Raw genomic sequence first — 16,362 nt, forward strand, 5'->3', positions numbered from 1 at the left:
CGGCAGCAGTGGCCGGGTGGTCTACGGTCTGATCGTGCTCGCCTCACATCATGCCCCCCGCGCGGCCGCGGCCGGAGGGAACGCGTCATGAGACATCAGCGGCTGACGGGCGTCTTCCTGTCCCGTTTCCACCACCCGGCGCAGGTCATCGCCACCGGGTTCGCCGCCTTCATCCTGACCGGCACGGCCCTGCTGACCTCGCCGATGGCCACGGCCGACGGCGAGCCGGCCGGCTGGCTGACCGCGCTGTTCACCGCGACGTCCGCGGTCTGCGTGACGGGCCTGGTCGTGGTGGACACCGCCACGCACTGGTCGGTGGCCGGGGAGGTGGTGATCGCCGGGCTGGTCCAGGTGGGCGGCCTGGGCATCATGACGATGGCCACGCTGTTCACCGTCCTGGTGGCGGGCCGGCTGGGGCTGCGCGCCCGCATGTTCGCCCAGGCCGAGACGAAGACGCTGAGCATGTCCGACGTGCGGCGCGTGGTGCGCAACGTGGTCATCTTCAGCCTCGTGTCCGAGCTGATCGTCGCCGCGCTGCTCACCGCGCGCTTCGTCACGGGCTACGGCGAGCCGCTGGGCCGCGCGATGTACCTGGGCTGGTTCCACGCGGTGTCGGCGTTCAACAACGCCGGGTTCGCGCTGTGGCCGGACAACATGATGCGTTTCGTCAGCGACGCGTGGATCTGCCTGCCGATCGCGCTGGCGGTGGTCGTGGGCGGGCTGGGCTTCCCGGTGGTGTTCGAGCTGGCCCGCGCCTGGCGCCGGCCCAGCCGCTGGTCGGTGCTCACCCGGGTGACCGTCGGGGTGACGCTCGTCCTGCTCGCGGTGGGCACGCTGATCTTCCTGGTGACCGAGTGGCGCAACCCCAGGACGCTCGGCGGGCTCGACGACTCCGGCAAGCTGCTGGCCGCGTTCTTCACCGGGGTCATGCCTCGTTCGGGCGGGTTCAACAGCCTGGACATCGGCCAGCTCTACCCGAGCAGCCTGCTCGCCACCGACCTGCTGATGTTCATCGGCGGCGGCAGTGCCGGCACGGCGGGCGGCATCAAGGTCACCACGTTCGGGCTGCTGGTGTTCATCATCTGGGCCGAGCTGCGGGGAGAGCCGCGGGTGAACATCGGCCACCGGCGCCTGGCCGAGTCCGCGCAGCGTCAGGTCATCTCGATCACGATGATCGGCGTCGTCCTGGTCGCCGTCTCGACCTACCTGCTGCTCGCCATCACTCCCCACAGCCTGGACCAGGTGCTGTTCGAGGTCGTCTCGGCGTTCGGCACGAACGGGCTGTCCACCGGCATCACCTCCCAGGCCACGCCGGCCGGGCAGGTGCTGCTGGTCGCGCTGATGTTCATCGGGCGCATCGGCCCGCTCACACTGGGTTCCGCGCTCGCCCTGAAGGAGCGCACCCGTCGGTACGAACTACCCGAGGAACGTGTCATCGTTGGCTGACAAGAAGACAGACCCCGTCGTGGTCATCGGCCTGGGCCGGTTCGGCACCTCGCTCGCCCTGGAGCTCACCCGGCGCGGCACCGAGGTCCTGGCCATCGACAACCGGCCCAAGGTCGCCCAGAGCCTGGCCGGGCAGATCACCCACATCGCCACCGCCGACTCCACCGACCTGGAGACGTTGCGCCAGCTCGGCGTGCCCGACTTCTACCGGGCGGTCGTGGCCATCGGCGGCGACCTGGAGGCCAGCATCCTGACCACGTCGCTGCTGATCGAGCTGGAGATCGACGACATCTGGGCCAAGGCCGTCAGCCGCCAGCACGGCCGGATCCTGTCTCGGATCGGCGCCCATCACGTCGTCTTCCCCGAGCACGACATGGGCGAGCGGGTGGCCCACATGGTGACCGGCCGCATGCTGGACTTCATGCAGGTGGACGAGAACTTCGCGATGGCCAAGACCCGGCCGCCCAAGGAGTACATCGGGGTGCCGCTCGGCCGTTCCAACCTGCGCCGCAAGCACGGCGTCACCGTGGTGGCGGTCAAGAGCGCGGAGGAGGAGTTCACCTACGCCGGTTCCGACACCGAGCTGGGCTACGGCGACGTGATCATCGTCTCCGGCCGTACGGAGGACGTCGAGCGCTTCGCCGACCTCACGTAGCCGGGCGGTCGTCGGGGGCGGTCGTCGGCGGGGCCCAACGGGGCGGGCCGATGTTGGCCGGTGCGACAGGCCCGTCCGCGTCGTGGTTCACGATGATGGGCGGTCCGTCCGACCGGAGGCTGCCATCATGACACCACGACGTACCACGTCCGACCGGGCCCGCGAGGCCGCGATGATCGACGACATCGAGCGGCTCGTACGCTGCGAGTCGCCGTCGGGCGACCTGGCCGCGGTCGCCCGCAGCGCCACGACCGTCGCCGACGTCGGCGCCGCCCGCCTGGGGGCCGCGGCCGAGCGCGTCGTCATCGGCGGGCGTACCCATCTGCGCTGGCGGTTCGGCGGCGAGCCGCGGGTGCTGCTGCTCGGCCACCACGACACGGTGTGGCCGGTCGGCTCGCTGGAGCGGCACCCGTTCGAGGTGCGCGACGGCGTGCTGCGCGGGCCGGGGTGCTTCGACATGAAGGCGGGGCTGGTGATGGCCTTCCACGCGCTGGCGGCGCTGGACGACCTGGACGGCGTGACCCTCCTCGTCACCGGCGACGAGGAGCCCGGCTCCCCCACCTCGCGGGAGCTGGTCGAGGAGGAGGCGCGCGGATGCGCGGCGGCGCTGGTGCTGGAGGCCGCCGGGCCGGGCGGGGCGCTGAAGACCGAGCGCAAGGGCGTCTCCCGGTACGAGGTGCTGGTGCGGGGCCGGGCCGCGCACGCCGGGCTGGATCCCGAACGCGGCGTGAACGCGACGGTCGAGGTGACCCACCAGATCGCGGCCGTGGCGGCGCTGGCCGATCCCGCGCTGGGCACGACCGTCACCCCGACCCGCCTGGAGTCGGGCACCACGGTGAACACCGTGCCGGCCCGGGCCCGGTTCGACGTGGACGTACGGGTCAGGGACGCCGCCGAGCAGGACCGGGTGGACGCGGCGATGCGGGGGCTGCGGCCGGTGCTGCCCGGCGCGGGCGTCACGGTCGGCGGCGGGCCGAACCGGCCGCCGCTCCCGGCGTCGGCGTCGAAGGACCTGTTCGAGCGGGCGTGCCGGCTCGCCGACGCCCTCGGGATCGGGCCGCCGGCCTCGGTCGCCGTCGGCGGGGCCTCCGACGGCAACTTCACCGCCGGGGCCGGCACGCCCACCCTGGACGGCCTGGGCGCGGTCGGCGGCGGCGCCCACGCCGACGACGAACACGTGCTGGTCGCGGAACTGCCGGGCCGCACCCGCCTGCTGACCGCCCTGGTCGCCGATCTGCTGACCGCGTAGCGGTGACCCTCCTTGTCCGGCCGGACGAATCCGGCGCCGCCGCCCGGTGCTCGCCGACCAGCTACGGGACGGGAGCGGCTGCGACCATGACCGGCGTGACTGATCTCATCCGTGACCGTCGCGACTCCCGGCCCGTCGAGGCCGCGTGCGCCGCGGCGCAGGCCGCCGCCGACGGCGCGGGCATCGACATCCGCCCCCTGGACAGCGTCGGCGAGCTGGAAGCCGTCCGCCGCCTGTACGAGCACATCTGGCGCACCGGCGAGAACAACCCGCCGGTGACGGCCGACCTGCTGCGCGCGATGTCGAAGGCGGGCAGCTACGTGAGCGGCGCGTTCGACGGCGGCCGGATGGTGGGCGCCTGCTTCGGCTTCTTCTCCCCGCCGGCCCGCGCCGCCCTGCACAGTCACATCGCCGGCGTGCTGGCGGGCATGCAGGGCCGCAACGTCGGCTTCGCGCTGAAGCTGCACCAGCGCGCCTGGGCGATGCGGCGCGGCGTCGGCGAGATCTGCTGGACCTACGACCCCCTGGTGCGCCGCAACGCCTACTTCAACCTGGCCAAGCTGGGCGCCACCCCGTCCGAGTACCTGCCGAACTTCTACGGCCCCATGGACGACGACATCAACCGCGCCGACGACACCGACCGCGTCCTGGTCAGCTGGCGGCTGGAGACGCCCGCCGTCGAGGCGGCCTGCGCGGGCCGTCCGGCCCGGGCGGACGCGGCGGCGGCCCGGACGGCGGGCGCGGCCGTGGCGCTGGAGGCGTCCGCGGCGGGCGGGCCGCTGACCCGGTACGCCGGCACGCCCACCGTCCTGGTCGGCGTGCCCGGCGACGTCGAGGCGATGCGCGAGCGCGACCCGGCCCGCGCCGCCGACTGGCGCAGGGCGCTGCGGGACGTGCTGGGCGAGCTGCTCGACGGGGGCGCCCGGGTGCGCGGCTTCGACCGTACAGGCTGGTACATCGTGGACAGGCAGGAGACGGAATGAAGATCACCGCAGTCGAGGTCCGCACGGTGGAGATGCCGCTCGTGACGCCGTTCCGCACGTCGTTCGGCACCGAGACGGTACGGCAGGCGGTGCTGGTGCGCGTCGTCACCGACGAGGGCGAGGGCTGGGGCGAGTGCGGCGCGGGCACGGCCCCCCTGTACTCCTCGGAGTACACCCACGCCGCGGCCGACGTGCTGACCCGCTACCTGGTCCCGGCGCTGGGCGGCGTGGCGGACCTGGACGCGCACAAGGTCGCCCCGGCGCTGGCCGCGTTCAAGGGGCACCGGATGGCCAAGGCCGCGCTGGAGACCGCCGTCCTGGACGCCGACCTGCGCGCCCGCGGCGTCCCGCTGGCCCACGCGCTCGGGGCGGTGCGCGACCGCGTGCCGTGCGGGGTGTCGGTGGGCATCACCGGGTCGATCCCGGCGCTGCTCGACGCCGTCGCCGAATACCTGGACGCGGGCTACCTGCGGATCAAGCTGAAGATCGAGCCGGGCTGGGACGTCGAGCCGGTCCGGGCCGTGCGCGAGCGGTTCGGCGACGTCCCGCTCCAGGTGGACGCCAACACCGCGTACGGGCGCGGCGACCTGCGGCACCTGGCCGGGCTGGACCCGTTCGGCCTGCTGCTGATCGAGCAGCCGTTCGCGCAGGACGACCTGATCGGGCACGCCCGGCTGGCCGAGCGCATCACGACGCCGATCTGCCTGGACGAGTCGATCGTCTCGGCCCGCGCCGCCGCCGACGCGATCGCGCTCGGGGCCTGCCAGGTGGTGAACATCAAGCCGGGCCGGGTCGGCGGCCATCTGGAGGCCCGGCGGATCCACGACGTCTGCGCCGCGCACGACGTCCCGGTGTGGTGCGGCGGCATGCTGGAGACCGGCGTGGGGCGGGCCGCCAACGTGGCGCTCGCCGCGCTGCCCGGGTTCCTGCTGCCGGGCGACACCTCGGCGTCCGACCGCTACTACCGGACCGACCTGACGCCGCCGTTCCGCCTGGTGGACGGGCACCTGGCGGTGCCGACCGGCCCGGGGATCGGCGTCGCCCCCATCCCGGAGGTCCTGGAGGAGGTCACCGTCGCGAAGACCTGGGTGCCGATGCCGTCCTGACCGGTTCGTCCGTTTCGACGGATCAGCCGGTAGCATTTCGTCATGCCGGACGAACGACGTGCCACCGGGGCGGCGCTAGCTTCGGGAGCGTGCTCGTCCCCATGACCGGCCTCCCGCGTGCCAGCCTGGGCCGCGTCCTGGAGGAACTCGGTGCCACCCTGCTCCACGTCGTCTGCGGCGACGCCGCGCTCGCCCAGGACATCGGCGGCGTCGTCATCCACGACCCGCTCGACGAACCCGAGCTGCCCGCAAACGCGCTGGTCCTCGGCGTCGGCCTGCACGACCCGGCCGACGTCGAGCGGGTCGTGACCCGGCTCGGCCGGCACGGCGCCGCCGCGCTGGTGGTCCGCGCGCCCGTCGTCGCCGACGAACGGCTCGTCGCGGCGGCGGCCCGGGCGGGCGTGACCGTGCTGGCCTTCGCCCGCGGCGCGTCCTGGACGCATCTGGCGGGCATGCTGCGCGAGCTGACGTCCGAGGGCGGCCGGCTCGACCCCGACGCGCACGCCTCGGGCCCGATCCGGTCCGGCGACCTGTTCGCCGTCGCCAACGCCATCGCCGCGCTGCTCGACGCGCCGGTCACCATCGAGGACCGCAACTCGCGGCTGCTGGCCTTCTCCAGCCGCCAGGAGGACACTGACACCTCCCGCGTGCGCACGATCCTGGGCCGCCAGGTCCCCGAGCAGTACACCCGCATCCTGGAGGAACGCGGCGTGTTCCAGGCGATCTACCGCAGCGACCGGCCCGTCTTCGTGGCCCCCCTGCCCGACCCCGGCGGAACGCTCCAACCGCCCGCGCTGCCCCGGACGGCGATCGCGGTGCGCGCCGGCGACGAGATCCTCGGCACGATCTGGGTCATCGTCCCCGGGCCGCTGGGCGAGGAGCGCAGCCAGGCGCTCTACGAGGCGTCCAAGCTGGTCGCGATGCACATGGTGTGGCAGCGCGCCGACGCCGACATGGAACGGCGGCTGCGGGCCGAGCTGCTGGGCACCGCGCTGGAGAGCGGGCCCGGCTCCCTGGAGGCCGCGCGCCGCCTCGGCCTGAAGGACGAGCCGGCGGTCGTCCTGGCGCTCACCGTCGTGGGCCCGGCGGGCGAGAGCCCGCTGCCCGCGCAGCTCGCCGCCGAGCGCAGGCGGCTGGCTGACGCCTTCGCCATGCACCTGTCCGCCGTGCACCCGCGGGCCGCCGCCGCGCTGGTCGGCGACGTCGCCTACGGCATCCTGCCGCTGCCGCAGAACCGGCAGGACGCCGAGGAGCGCGCGGTCCTGGTGGCCACCGAGTTCCTGGCCCGGGTCGGCTCCCGCCTGCGCCCGCTGGTCGGCGTCGGGCGGCTGGCCGGGGACGGCTCGGCGCTGGCCCGCTCACGTTCGGGCGCGGACCGGGCGCTGCGCGTGCTGCGGTCGGGCGTCGGCGGCCGGCAGGCGGCCCGCCTGGACGACGTGCACGTGGACGCGCTGCTGCTGGAGCTGGCCGACCTCGTGCCGCGCGGCGACGTCCCCAGCGGGGCGATCGCCCGGATCTTCGCCTACGACAAGGAGCACCAGACGAGCCTGGTCGAGACGCTGGGCGCCTGGCTCGACGCCTTCGGCGACGTCTCGGTGGCCGCCGCCGCGATGTTCGTGCATCCCAACACGTTCCGCTACCGGCTGCGGCGCGCCGCCGAGGTCGGCCGCCTCGACCTCGGCTCCCCGGACGCGCGCCTGTCGGCCATGCTGCAACTGCGCCTGATGTCGATCAGGTCGGCCCCGGACGACTGACCCCGCCGCGCAGGCCGAGCGTCCCGATGAGGAAGGCCAGCCACTCGGCGTCCTGCGCGACCGCGACGTCGTGGGGGGTGGCCGCGCCGTGCCCGGCGTCGTCGAAGACGTGCAGCAGGATCGGCTCGTCCCCCTGCTGGGCCGCCTGGAGGCGGGCGGCGAACTTGCGCGCGTGCCAGGGCCGGCAGCGCGGGTCGGCCGCCCCCGCCTGGATGTAGACCGCGGGGAAGACGCCGGGGCGCACCAGCTCGTACGGCGACATCCGCAGCAGCCGCCGGACCTGCTCGGGATCGTCCGGGTCGGCCCACGCCTTGCGGATGACGAAGTCGAGGTACGGGTCGCGGACGCCGCCGATCAGGTCCAGCAGCGGCGCCCGCGGCAGGACGGCCCGCCACAGCTCGGGCCGGGTGGTGACGGCGATCCCGCACATGAGCCCGCCGTCGGAGCCACCGGTCAGCGCGAGCCGGTCGGCGGCGCTCACCCCGTCCGCGATCAGGTGCTCGGCGACCGCCACGAGGTCGGAGTCGCGGACGTGCCGCCGTTCCCGGTGCGCGGCCCGGTACCAGTCCCCGCCGAACTCGCCGCCCCCGCGCAGGTACGCCTGCACCAGCACGCCCCCGGCGGCGACGAACGCGGCCAGGTCGGGCTGGTACTGGGGAAGCAGGGGCACGTTGGCCGCCCCGTACGCCGAGACGAGCGTCGGCGCCGGCCGCGCCGGGTCCAGGCCCGCCGGGCGAACCACGTGGTACGGCACCGCGACCCCGTCGGCCGCCACCGCCTGCCCGGCCGTCACCTCGGCGTCGAGGACGACCGCCGGGGCCGACAGGGTCTCCGGCGCGCTCTCGCCGGGGCGGTGCCGGTAGACGCCCCAGGAGCTGGTCAGGGTGGAGAAGGCGAAGACGAAGTCGGCCGCGGGGACGCCGGTGGCCAGGGCGGTCAGCGCGAAGAAGGGGGCGGCGAGCGCGCCCCGGCCGGGCAGGGGCACCTCCCCGGCGACGCGGCCCGCGCGGTCGATGATCCGGACGCGGGCGAACGTCCGGTCGAACTCGCTGAGGTACAGGTGCTCGCCGACCGGCGTGAGGGAGCGCAGCACGGTGTCGCCCTCGGGGACCAGCTCGGCCCATCCCGAGGGGTCGTCCGGGTCGGCGGCGTCGAGCGGGATGGCGACCACCCGTCCGCGCGGCGCGCCGACGTCGGTGACGGCCACGTAGCGGTCGCCGACGACGTGGCCGGCGACCGTGCCGGCGCAGCGGGTGACGAAGGGACGCCAGGCCGCGCCGGGCTCGGACAGGTCGCGGACCGCGCACGGGATCGGACTGCCCACCCGGTGCGCGGCCACCGCCCACCTGCCGTCCGGCGAGTACTGGACGAGCGTGTACTCGCGCGAGCCCGCCGGGACCGGGACCGGCTCCACGACGGTCTCCCCCGGCGTCCCGAGCCGGTGGGAGAAGACCGCCTGCCGGAACTCCTCGGGCGGGCCGGTGAGCGCGAAGAAGGTGAAGCCGCCGCTGTCGGGCGTCCAGGAGACGCCGCCGGCCCAGGCGCTGTGCAGGAGCTGACCGGGCGCGTCGAGCAGCCGGCCGGTGTCCACCTCGACGAGCCGGACGGTGTTGTGCTCGCTGCCGTCGACGCACACGCCGAGGGCCAGGACGCGGCCGTCCGGGGAGGGCGCCAGCCAGGACAGCACCGCCGGGCCCTCCTGGCCGCCGAACCCGGCCAGGTCGGCCACCGTCCGCCCGGGGCCGTAGGGCCGGTCGGCGACGACCACGGCGGACGCCGTCCCGCCCGGCGGGGTGACCGAGCGGAACCAGCGGCCGGCCGCGTACCTGGGCAGGGTGGGGCGGGAGCCGCTGTCGTAGGCTCGGATCAGGTCTCGGACGGCGGCCGGGTCCTGGCCGTCGTGGGCGACGGCGGCGGCCAGCTCGGCCTGCCGCCGCTGCCACCGCCGCACCTCGGGCGTCTCCTCCTCCAGCCACCGGTACGGATCGGGCACGCGGACGCCCGCGACGTCCTCGACGACCTCGACGGTGCGCGCGGGCGGGTAGGAAAGAGTCACGGTGCCTCCGACGGTCGGGAACGGACGGGCTGCTGTGGTGGAGAGGCGGGCTGTTCCGGAGGGGCGGGCGGGGCGGCCGGCGGGGCGGCGGCGGCGAACTCGGCCTGGAGCCGTTCGAAGGCGCCGGGGACCCGGGTGACCCGGCGGACGTGGACGAGGGCGTCGTAGGCGGCCGGGAAGTCGTCCACGGGGTCGAGGCCGCCGCTCGCGAGCGTGCCGTCGATCCCGTCGAACAGCTCGGCCGGCGCGCGGCGCAGGTCGACCACGGTCACCGGCGGCCCGAGACGGTCCAACGACGCCTCGACGCAGTTCGGCGGCAGGGTCGTCCGGGTCTGCAGCGAGACGTCGCAGTCGAACGGGCGCGGGGAGCGCTGCGTGAAACGGACCTCCGGGCCGCGGCCGTAGGTCGCGCCGACGACGACCAGGCCGGTTCCCAGGGACTCGGCGAGCAGGCCGCCCAGCGTCGGCCGGCCGTGGAAGGGCGAGCGCCGGACGTGGGAGTTGTGCGCGCTGACGACGATCCGCTCCTCCCGTTCGAGCACCCATTCCACGGTCTCGGCCATGAACCGGTCCCGGGGCCAGGGCGCGTCCGGCCGCACGTCGCCCTCGGCCTCGTCGGCGAACGCCTGGAGGGAGGCCGCGCACCGGCGCAGCACCGGGTCGTCCAGCAGGAGCGCGCGCCCGGCCAGCTCGCGCAGCCCCGCCAGGAGCCGGGCGCGACCGGCGGCGGGCATGGCCGCGTACCGGACCGCCGCCTCGGTACGGCCGCCCAGGTCGCTCAGGAGCAGCAGCTCCTCGTCGCCGGGCCCGGCCGGCATGCGGTCCAGGCACGCGCGCACCGCCGGGCCGGGCGAGGTGGACGAGCCGGGCAGGTCCATGCCGTAGAAGGAGACCTTCGCCGGGCCGCCGGAGTTGCGGCGCCGCATCCAGCGCAGGTGCCGGCGCACCGGCTCGCACTCGCCGAACCGGTAGGTGATGCCGTCGCGGGCGACCGCCGCGGCCTCCCCCGGCCCGCCGTGGACCCAGGCGTCCACGGTCAGGCCCTCGGCGAAGCCGGACTCCATCACGAACGCCGAGAACCCCAGCTCGCGCACGAGGACGCGGAACAGCCGGTCCTTGAGCCGGTGGAACTCGGTGACGTTGTGCGCCCCCTCGCCGACGGCCACCACCCTGGCGTCGCCGACCAGCTCGCGCAGCGTACGGTCGTCCGCGAGGGAGGCGGCGGCCGGGTCGAGGTGGCGCAGCGGCCGGGCGAAGGCGTCCTGGATCATGCGTGGTAGTACCAGAGCTCGGGCGTGTACAGGTAGCTGAGCAGGGCGCGGAACGACGACTGCGGGCCGGACAGCGTGTCCTTCCACACCACCAGGGTGTGCGGGGTCGGGAAGAACAGCACGGGAAGCTCCTCGGCGATCCTGGTCACCTCGGCCGACAGGGCCTTGGCGTCGGCCCCGAAGGTCGAGGCGTCGATGAGCCGGTCCACCTCGTCGTCGCGGTAGCTGCCCAGGTTGAAGCTGCCCTTGGCGTTGAACACCGTGTTGCTGCTGGGGTAGCCGGCCGCCAGGTAGAGCGGGCCGTAGTCCTGCATCGCCCATTCGTTCTTGGTGGCGGGGGCGAAGGTGTTGCCGTAGTTGGCGTACATGTAGGTGAGGGACTTGGTGACGATCTTGACCTCGACGCCGAGCTTCTTGGCCGCCGAGGCGAAGGCGACGTCCCGGGCGCCGACGTAGGCGGGGGTGTTCGCGGAGGCCAGGGTGAAGCTGATCTTCTGTCCGCGCGGGATGCCGGCGCCGCACTCGCCCGTCCCGGTGCCGGGCCGCACGCAGGTGGTGGAGCCGTTCGGGACCACCTGCCAGCCGTTGTCGGTGAGCAGCCTGGCCGCCGCCGCCGGGTCGTGCGGGTACGGCGGCGCGTCCCCGAACGCCGGCGGGTACGGCGAGCCGCTGCCCGCCGTGCTGTAGTTGGGCGAGCCGGCGCCGTTGTAGATGCCCCGGCCGGCGATGTAGCCCGGCTGGTCGATCAGGCGCTGGAACGCCTGCCGGACGTACGGCTGGGCGATGATCTTGTCGAAGCCGTTCGTGGTGTTGCCGAAGTTGATGGTCAGCGAGTCGAACCGGGCGGGCGCGGGCGCGCCGTAGACGTTGAACCCCTTGGCCTTCAGCGCGCCGATCTGGGTGATGAAGCTGGAGTCCAGCGTGCCGACGGTCAGGTTGCCCGCCTTGAACTGGTTGAGCACCGCGGCGGCCGAGGTGAAGGCCTTGAAGTCGACCTGGTCCAGCCGCGACTCACCCGGCCCGCTGTAGGACTCGTTCGGCGCCAGCGAGAACGAGCCGGTCGTCGGGTCGAAGCTCTTGAGCCGGAACGGGCCGTTGACCACCTGCCACAGCGGGTTCGTGGCGAACGTGGACTGCGACTCCGACTCCTTCGTCAGGTACTTGTAGATCGCCTTGGCGTTCTTCGGCTCGGTGTAGTCGAGGTGCGGTCCGCCGGCGCGGTCGATGTCCCACGCCTTGGACGGCATCACGTACAGCAGCGTCAGCATCGACATCAGGTACGACGGGTTGTAGGCCGTCTCCAGTTCGAGGGTCAGCGTGCCGGGCGCGGCGGCCTTGGCGGTGACCCCGTCGGGGAACTGGCCCGGGGTGTAGAAGCTCCAGTTGGCCGGGCTCTCCGCGAGCGCCGCCTTGAGGAGTGTCAGGGAGAAGACGACGTCATCGGCGGTGACCGGGGTGCCGTCGGACCACTTGTAGTCCTTCATCCTGATGGTCACGGTCTTGCGGTCGGGGCTGTAGTCGGGCGGCTCGGCCAGGCTCAGCTCGGCGTCGGCCACCTGGTCGCCCTCGCCGCTGGGCCGGTAGAGGGAACGCCACATCAGGCCGCGGGCGATGACGGTCCCGTTGGCGGCGGCCGGCGGGTAGGGGTAGATGTAGTTCGGGCTGAGGCCGGGGGTCAGCGCGACCGTGACCGTGCCGCCGTCCTTGGGCTTGCCCGACTGCGCCGGCTGGCTGGCGTAGCCGGCGGCGGCGTCCTTGGCGGCGCCTCCGCCGCCGGTGCACGCTGTGGCCAGCGCCGCCACCGCGGCGGCGAGCGCCACCGCCAGGCGTGCTCGCGGCTTTCCGGACACGTGCGTCATTGCGGGCTCCTACATGTGGGGGTGGAGAAGAGCGAAGGGGCCGCAGGGGCCGCGGCCTCGCGGGGGACGAAGCGCATCAGTCGGCCCGCCGCCCGACGGCGTCGCGCAGGGCGTCGGCGAGCAGGTTGAGCGCCAGCACGGTCAGGACGATGCAGCCCCCGACCGGGTAGATCAGCCACCAGTAGTCGGCCGAGATGTAGGCGACGCCGCCGGCGAGCTGGCTGCCCCAGTCCTCGGTCGGGTACGTCAGGCCGAACCCCAGGAAGCCCAGCGCCGCCACGACGAGGATCGCGTCGGCGACCTGGAACGTGATGTTGACGATGATCACGCCGAGCGCGTTCGGGATCAGGTGGGTGAGGATGAGCCGCCGGCGGGAGGCGCCCATCACCCGCGCGGCCAGCACGAACTCCCGCACCCGCAGCGTCAGCACCTCGCCGCGGACCAGCCGGGCGGAGACCAGCCAGGAGAACCCGCCGATGACCAGGCTCAGCGACAGGGCGTCGGCGTGGAAGCGGGCCGACAGGATCAGCACGAAGAACAGGAACGGCACCGACAACATGACGTCGACCAGCCGCATCAGGAAGCCGTCCACCACGCCTCCGGCCAGCCCGGCGACCGCGCCGTACAGGGTGCCGATCGCGGTGGCGAACAGGGCGGCGAGCAGGCCGATCTGGAGCGACAGGCGGCCGCCGGCCATCAGCCGGCCGAGCACGTCGAAGCCGTTGGCGTCCGTGCCGAGCGGATGCCCGGGGCCGGGGGGCAGGGCGGCGTTGACCAGGTCCACGTCGATCTGGTTGGTGCGGTAGATCAGCGGCCCCAGGAAGCAGAACCCGGCGATCAGCAGCAGGAGCAGGCCGCCGGCCAGGCCGAGCGGGCTGCGCCGGAGCCCGCGCAGCACCGGGAGCCGGCGCCGCGCGGAGGGCGTCTCGGCCTCGGGCCGCGCGTCCACGTTCTGGGTGGTCATTTGCTCAGCTCGATTCGGCGGTCGGCGGCGGCGACCACGAGGTCGGCGACGAAGTTGCCGGCCACGGTCAGGACGCCGCCGACGAGGGTGTAGGCGAGCAGCACCGGATAGTCCTCGCGTTGCAGGCTGTTGAGGAACAGCAGGCCGAGGCCGGGATAGTTGAACAGCGACTCGACGATCAGGTTGCCCGCCAGCAGCGTGGGGATCAGCGTGCCGACCAGCGTGACCAGCGGCAGGCAGGCGTTGCGCAGCAGGTGGCGGAGCAGGACCAGCCGCTCCGGCAGGCCCTTGGCGCGCGCCACCCTGATGTAGTCCAGGCCGAGCTGGTCCAGCGCCGAGGAGCGCTGGTACTGCGCGAAGACCGCGACACTGGCGGCGGCGAGCGTGATGACCGGCAGCGCCATGGCCCGCGGATCGGTGAAGACGACCCACGGCGAGTGCGACTGGGACGCCTCGGCCGGGAAGAACGGGAGCGCCTGGCTGAACACGGCGATCAGGATCAGCCCGAGCAGGAACGACGGCGTCGCGTAGAGCACGTACGAGGCGGCCGTGAGGAGCCGGTCGGCGACGCTGTTGCGCCTGACCGCCTGGAGCACGCCGAGCGGCACGGCGATCACCAGCGCCAGCGCCAGCCCGGCCGCCGACAGCATCGCGCTGCGGCCGGCGTTCTGCCCGAGCAGGGTCGCCACGTTCTCGTTCAGCTTGTACGACCTGCCCAGGTCGCCGTGGGCCAGCTGACCCAGGTAGCCGACGTACTGGGCGAGGACCGGGCGGTCGAACCCGTGCTGCCGGTTGAAGTCGGCGACCGCCTCGGGCGAGGCGCGCTGCCCGAGGACGACCCGGCCGGGGCTGTCGGAGACGAGGTGCAGCAGCAGGAAGACCACCGCGGAGATCCCGAGCAGGACGACGACCGAGATCGCCAGCCGCCGGACGACGTACCAGGTCATGACCGGGAGGCTCCCTTCAGCGAGGTGGCCGCGGGTTCGAGCGGCTGGAGCGGGTGGTGGCAGGCGACCTGATGGGTGCCGGTGACCTGCCGTGGGAGGGGTTCGGCCTGCGCGCACACGTCGTCGGCCAGGGCGCAGCGGGTGCGGAAGCGGCAGCCGCTGGGCGGGTCGATCGGGCTCGGCAGCTCGCCGCGTACGCGGGCGCCGCGCGGCTGCGGGGCCTCGGGGTCCGTGTCGGGGACGGCGGCGAGCAGGCCGGCGGTGTAGGGGTGGGCGGGAGCGCCGTACACCTCTTCGGTGGTACCGGTCTCGACCAGTTTGCCCAGGTACATGACGCCGACCCGGTCGGCCAGGTAGCGCACGACGGCCAGGTCGTGCGAGATCACCACGCTGCTGAGGCCGCGCTCGATCTGGATGCCCCGCATGAGGTTGAGCACCTGGGAGCGGATGGAGACGTCGAGGGCGCTGACCGGCTCGTCGGCGACCAGCACCGCCGGGTCGAGGGCCAGGGCGCGGGCCAGGTTCACCCGCTGCCGCTGCCCGCCGGACAGCTCGTGGGGGTAGCGGTCCATGACGCTGCCGGGCAGCCCGACGTCCCGCAGCAGCTCGCGGGCGCGGGCGGTGCGGTGGGCGCGGTCGCCCGAGCCCTGGATCGCCATCGGCTCGCGCAGGATCGTGCCGATGCGCATGCGGGGGTCGAGGGCGGCGCCGGAGTCCTGGAACATCATCTGCAGCCGGCCGCGGCGCGGCCCGAGCGCCCGCGCGCTCATCCGGCTGACCGGCTCGCCGTCGAAGATCACTTCGCCGGAGGTGGGCCGGTCGAGGGCGACGAGCATCCTGCCGAGGGTGGACTTCCCGCAGCCCGACTCGCCGACCAGCCCGAACGTCTCCCCCGCCGCCACCTCGAAGCTGACGCCCGAGACCGCCTTCAGGGTGCGGCGCCCGCCGAACAGGCCCCTGCCGCCGACCGGGTACTCGCGCCTGAGGTCGACGACGCGCAACCGCGGGTCCTCCGCCCGGTCCTGCGACCCCGCCGGGCGGGTGACGAACCGGGCCTGGACCCGCTCGGCCGGTCCGGAGGCCGGGTGGTGGCAGGCGTGGACGTGCCCGCCGTCCTCTGCCGAGGGGGCCGGACGCTCCTCGCGGCACCGGTCGGTGGCGGCGTCGCAGCGCGGCGCGAACGGGCAGCCGGGCCCGGCCGCGGTCAGGTCGGGCGGCGCGCCGGGGATGCTGAACAGCCGCTCGTCCCTGTCGTGGGTGAGCGAGGGGATCGAGGACAGCAGCGCGTGCGTGTAGCGGTGCCGGGTCCGGCCGAAGAGCACGGGGGTGGGGGCGGTCTCGGCCAGGCGGCCGGCGTACATGACGCCGACGCGGTCGGCGTGCCGGGCGATGACGCCCATGTCGTGGGTGATGAGGATCATCGACATGCCGAGCCGGGAGCGCAGGTCGTCCAGGAGGTCGAGGATCTCGGCCTGGATGGTGACGTCCAGGGCCGTGGTCGGCTCGTCGGCGATGACGACGCGCGGCTCGCACGCCAGCGCCATCGCGATCATCACGCGCTGCCGCATGCCGCCCGAGAGCTGGTGCGGGTAGTCGTCCATGCGCTCGGCCGGGCGGGGCAGGCCGACCAGGGCGAGCACCTCGGCGGCGCGTTCGCGGGCGGCCCGCCTGGAGGCGCCCTGGTGCAGCCGTACCGGCTCGGCGACCTGTTCGCCGACGCGCCGGGTCGGGTTCAGCGCGGTCAGCGAGTCCTGGAACACCATCGCGATCTCGTTGCCGCGCAGCGCCCGGTAGCGCGCGGCGGGCAGGCCGACCAGCTCCTCGCCGCCGAAGTCGATCGAGCCGCCGGTCACCCGGCCGCCGGCCGGCAGCATGCCCATGATCGCGAGACCGGTCATGGACTTGCCGGACCCGGTCTCGCCGACGATCCCCAGGGTCTCGCCGCGGTTCAGCGCCAGACTGACGTCCGAGACCGGGCGGACGACCCTGTCGCCGCGCCGGATCTCGACCGACAGATCCCGGATCGCCAGCACGCGATCGCTCTCCAAATCCATCCGACGATAGTGGGACCC

12 protein-coding genes are annotated in these 16,362 nt (G+C 74.0%); 6 read left to right on the forward strand and 6 right to left on the reverse strand.

Annotated features, from left to right (window positions below; translation table 11 throughout):
- The first annotated feature begins 87 nt into the window (after nt 1-87).
- The 6 genes from ACWCSU_RS28045 (at nt 88) to ACWCSU_RS28070 (ending at nt 7,193) form a co-directional block, all read left to right on the forward strand.
- Nucleotides 88-1,446: a TrkH family potassium uptake protein gene (locus tag ACWCSU_RS28045; protein ID WP_397044436.1), complete on the forward strand. Its 1,359-nt coding sequence runs from the start codon at nt 88-90 to the stop codon at nt 1,444-1,446.
- Complete coding sequence (locus ACWCSU_RS28050; protein WP_449938816.1) at nt 1,439-2,101, forward strand: potassium channel family protein; 663 nt, start codon at nt 1,439-1,441, stop codon at nt 2,099-2,101. Before ACWCSU_RS28045 ends, ACWCSU_RS28050 begins: the two co-directional genes overlap by 8 nt.
- Before the next feature lie 127 nt (nt 2,102-2,228).
- Nucleotides 2,229-3,350 (forward strand): M20 family metallopeptidase, encoded by a 1,122-nt coding sequence (locus tag ACWCSU_RS28055; RefSeq protein WP_449938818.1) that lies wholly within the window; start codon nt 2,229-2,231, stop codon nt 3,348-3,350.
- Between the two features lie 95 nt (nt 3,351-3,445).
- A complete protein-coding gene (locus ACWCSU_RS28060) occupies nt 3,446-4,333 on the forward strand; it encodes a GNAT family N-acetyltransferase (protein WP_449938820.1) in 888 nt (295 codons plus the stop codon).
- Nucleotides 4,330-5,439, forward strand: a complete 1,110-nt coding sequence (menC, locus tag ACWCSU_RS28065) for an o-succinylbenzoate synthase (protein WP_449938821.1) — start codon at nt 4,330-4,332, stop codon at nt 5,437-5,439. Before ACWCSU_RS28060 ends, menC begins: the two co-directional genes overlap by 4 nt.
- Nucleotides 5,440-5,528: 89 nt before the next feature.
- Nucleotides 5,529-7,193, forward strand: coding sequence for a helix-turn-helix domain-containing protein (locus ACWCSU_RS28070; protein WP_449938823.1), 1,665 nt, complete (start codon nt 5,529-5,531; stop codon nt 7,191-7,193).
- Here the strand turns inward: ACWCSU_RS28070 and ACWCSU_RS28075 are convergent.
- The 6 genes from ACWCSU_RS28075 to ACWCSU_RS28100 all read right to left on the reverse strand — a co-directional run bounded on the left by ACWCSU_RS28075 (nt 7,171) and on the right by ACWCSU_RS28100 (nt 16,344).
- Complete coding sequence (locus tag ACWCSU_RS28075) at nt 7,171-9,249, reverse strand: prolyl oligopeptidase family serine peptidase (protein ID WP_449938824.1); 2,079 nt, start codon at nt 9,247-9,249, stop codon at nt 7,171-7,173. The two genes, ACWCSU_RS28070 and ACWCSU_RS28075, sit on opposite strands and share 23 nt — an antisense overlap.
- The gene (locus tag ACWCSU_RS28080) at nt 9,246-10,520 is read right to left on the reverse strand and encodes an erythromycin esterase family protein (protein WP_449938825.1); all 1,275 of its coding nucleotides are present in this window, start codon (nt 10,518-10,520) and stop codon (nt 9,246-9,248) included. Before ACWCSU_RS28080 ends, ACWCSU_RS28075 begins: the two co-directional genes overlap by 4 nt.
- The gene (locus ACWCSU_RS28085; RefSeq protein ID WP_449938826.1) at nt 10,517-12,379 is read right to left on the reverse strand and encodes an ABC transporter substrate-binding protein; all 1,863 of its coding nucleotides are present in this window, start codon (nt 12,377-12,379) and stop codon (nt 10,517-10,519) included. The genes ACWCSU_RS28080 and ACWCSU_RS28085 overlap by 4 nt, the downstream gene beginning before the upstream one ends.
- A gap of 76 nt (nt 12,380-12,455) precedes the next feature.
- Nucleotides 12,456-13,343 (reverse strand): ABC transporter permease, encoded by an 888-nt coding sequence (locus ACWCSU_RS28090; RefSeq protein WP_357710685.1) that lies wholly within the window; start codon nt 13,341-13,343, stop codon nt 12,456-12,458.
- Nucleotides 13,340-14,290 (reverse strand): ABC transporter permease, encoded by a 951-nt coding sequence (locus ACWCSU_RS28095; protein WP_397044422.1) that lies wholly within the window; start codon nt 14,288-14,290, stop codon nt 13,340-13,342. The genes ACWCSU_RS28090 and ACWCSU_RS28095 overlap by 4 nt, the downstream gene beginning before the upstream one ends.
- Entirely contained in the window at nt 14,287-16,344 is a 2,058-nt protein-coding gene (locus tag ACWCSU_RS28100) for a dipeptide ABC transporter ATP-binding protein (RefSeq protein ID WP_449938829.1), read from the reverse strand. Before ACWCSU_RS28100 ends, ACWCSU_RS28095 begins: the two co-directional genes overlap by 4 nt.
- Between the last annotated feature and the right edge of the window lie 18 nt (nt 16,345-16,362).

This window comes from Nonomuraea sp. NPDC001699 (assembly GCF_053596455.1).

Bases quoted from the DNA above. Each gene is read 5' to 3' on its own strand.
- ACWCSU_RS28100 (WP_449938829.1), bottom strand. From the start codon at position 16,344: ATGGATTTGGAGAGCGATCGCGTGCTGGCGATCCGGGATCTGTCGGTC.
- ACWCSU_RS28055 (WP_449938818.1), top strand. From the start codon at position 2,229: ATGACACCACGACGTACCACGTCCGACCGGGCCCGCGAGGCCGCGATG.
- ACWCSU_RS28045 (WP_397044436.1), top strand. From the start codon at position 88: ATGAGACATCAGCGGCTGACGGGCGTCTTCCTGTCCCGTTTCCACCAC.
- menC (WP_449938821.1), top strand. From the start codon at position 4,330: ATGAAGATCACCGCAGTCGAGGTCCGCACGGTGGAGATGCCGCTCGTG.
- ACWCSU_RS28085 (WP_449938826.1), bottom strand. From the start codon at position 12,379: ATGACGCACGTGTCCGGAAAGCCGCGAGCACGCCTGGCGGTGGCGCTC.
- ACWCSU_RS28095 (WP_397044422.1), bottom strand. From the start codon at position 14,290: ATGACCTGGTACGTCGTCCGGCGGCTGGCGATCTCGGTCGTCGTCCTG.
- ACWCSU_RS28090 (WP_357710685.1), bottom strand. From the start codon at position 13,343: ATGACCACCCAGAACGTGGACGCGCGGCCCGAGGCCGAGACGCCCTCC.
- ACWCSU_RS28080 (WP_449938825.1), bottom strand. From the start codon at position 10,520: ATGATCCAGGACGCCTTCGCCCGGCCGCTGCGCCACCTCGACCCGGCC.